This window comes from Actinoalloteichus spitiensis RMV-1378, from assembly GCF_000239155.1.
GTDB classification, from domain to species: Bacteria; Actinomycetota; Actinomycetes; order Mycobacteriales; family Pseudonocardiaceae; genus Actinoalloteichus_B; species Actinoalloteichus_B spitiensis.
Map to the genome: position 1 here is coordinate 1 of NZ_AGVX02000777.1, position 1,693 is coordinate 1,693.

General features: G+C 70.2%; 1 protein-coding gene. It reads right to left on the minus strand.

All coding sequences use genetic code 11. From position 1 onward, the window contains the following. The coding region (locus ACTIDRAF_RS31305) for an amino acid adenylation domain-containing protein (protein ID WP_039789650.1) at positions 1–1,693 on the minus strand (1,693 nt) is incomplete at both ends.

The window sequence follows — 1,693 nt, forward strand, 5'->3', positions numbered from 1 at the left end:
CTCAGCCCACACCTCGCACAACACCTTCTCGGTGTCCGTGCGGGGTGCCACGTACCCCTGGGAGGGCTGGAACTCCGGGGCTGGTAACGCCGCCCGGTCGACCTTCCCGTTCCTCGTCAACGGCAGTTCGGGGAGCACCACGAAGGCGTGGGGGACCATGTACTGGGGGAGCGTCGACCGGACCACGGCAGCGAGATCGGTGGAAGTCGGTACCTCGTCCCCCTCCTCGGCGACGACGTAGCCGACCAGGCGTCGTGCTCCCCTCCCGTCCTCGTGGAGCGTGACGCACGCCTGGCGGACGTGGTCCTGGGTGGTCAGTGCGGCTTCGATCTCTCCCAGCTCCACTCGGAAGCCACGGACCTTCACCTGGTCGTCCAGCCGACCGACGAACTCCAGTCCAGCACCGTCGGTCCGCCAGCGAACGAGATCTCCCGTCCGGTACATCCGGCTTCCCACCGCACCGAACGGGTTGGCCACGAAACGCTCCGAGGTGAGAGCGGCCCGTTTCGCGTAACCCCGTGCGAGACCGAGTCCGGCGATGTACAGCTCGCCGACGACACCGACGGGGGTGAGCCGGAGGTCGGGGTCGAGCACGAGGGTCGTCGTGTTGGGCAGCGGGCCACCGATGGGCGGGGGGCCGTGCAGTTCGGTGGTGAACGGTCCGCCGAGGGAGGCGCACACGGTCGTTTCGCTCGGCCCGTAGCCGTTCAGGAGTACACGGTCGGCGGCCCACCGCTGCACCGTCTCGGTGCTGAGAGCCTCACCTCCCGCGACCACGACCCGCAGGTTCGGGAGTTCCGCCGTCGGTAGCGCTCCGAGCAGCACCGCCGGCAGCATGGTGTGCGAGATCGTCCGGTCCCGCAGCAGTTCGACGAGCTCCGCACCGACCGGGAGCTCGTTCGTGTCCGGCAGGACCAGGGAAGCTCCGGCGACGACGGTCATGAGCACATCGGCCACCGCGACGTCGAAGCTCGGGGACACGTACTGCAGGACTCGGCTCGCCGAGCCGAGTCCCAGCTCCTCGACGTGCGTCCTGGCCATCCCGATCGCCGAGGAGTAGGCCACGACCACGCCTTTGGGACGCCCGGTCGAGCCCGACGTGTAGATCACGTAGGCGGCCTGCGCGGGAGCGGCGGGCGAGGTGACCGCCACCGGATCCGAGGCATCGGAACCGGTCAACTCCTCGTCCACCACGAGCCCGGCGACACCGTCCGGAACCAGGTGGTGAAGGGTCGCGGTGGTGAGCACCAACGCGACCTCGCCGTCGGCGAGCATGAAGGCGATGCGTTCGGCGGGCAGGGCCGGGTCGACGGGGACGTACACGCCGTTCGCCGCGAGAACGGCGAGCATCGCCACCACCGAGTCAACCGAACGGGGCATGAGCACGGCGACCCGGGTCTCGGCGCGCACTCCTCGCGCGCGCAACGACGCGGACAGCCCACCTACCCGCGCCGCCAACCCCGCGTAGTCGAGTCGGTCGGTTCCCTGCTCGACGGCGACCGCGCCGGGGGTGTGGTGTGCGTGGGCCGTGAGGATCTCAGGGACCGACCCCACCAGCAGTTCGGGGCGATCAGCTCCGGAGGCGAGCGCACGCAGCTCGGCGTTCTCCCGGGCGTCGACCACGGGTACCTCCGCCAGTGACCGTCGTGGATTGGCGGTGAGTTCCCCGGCGAGGACGACCCAGTGCCGCGCC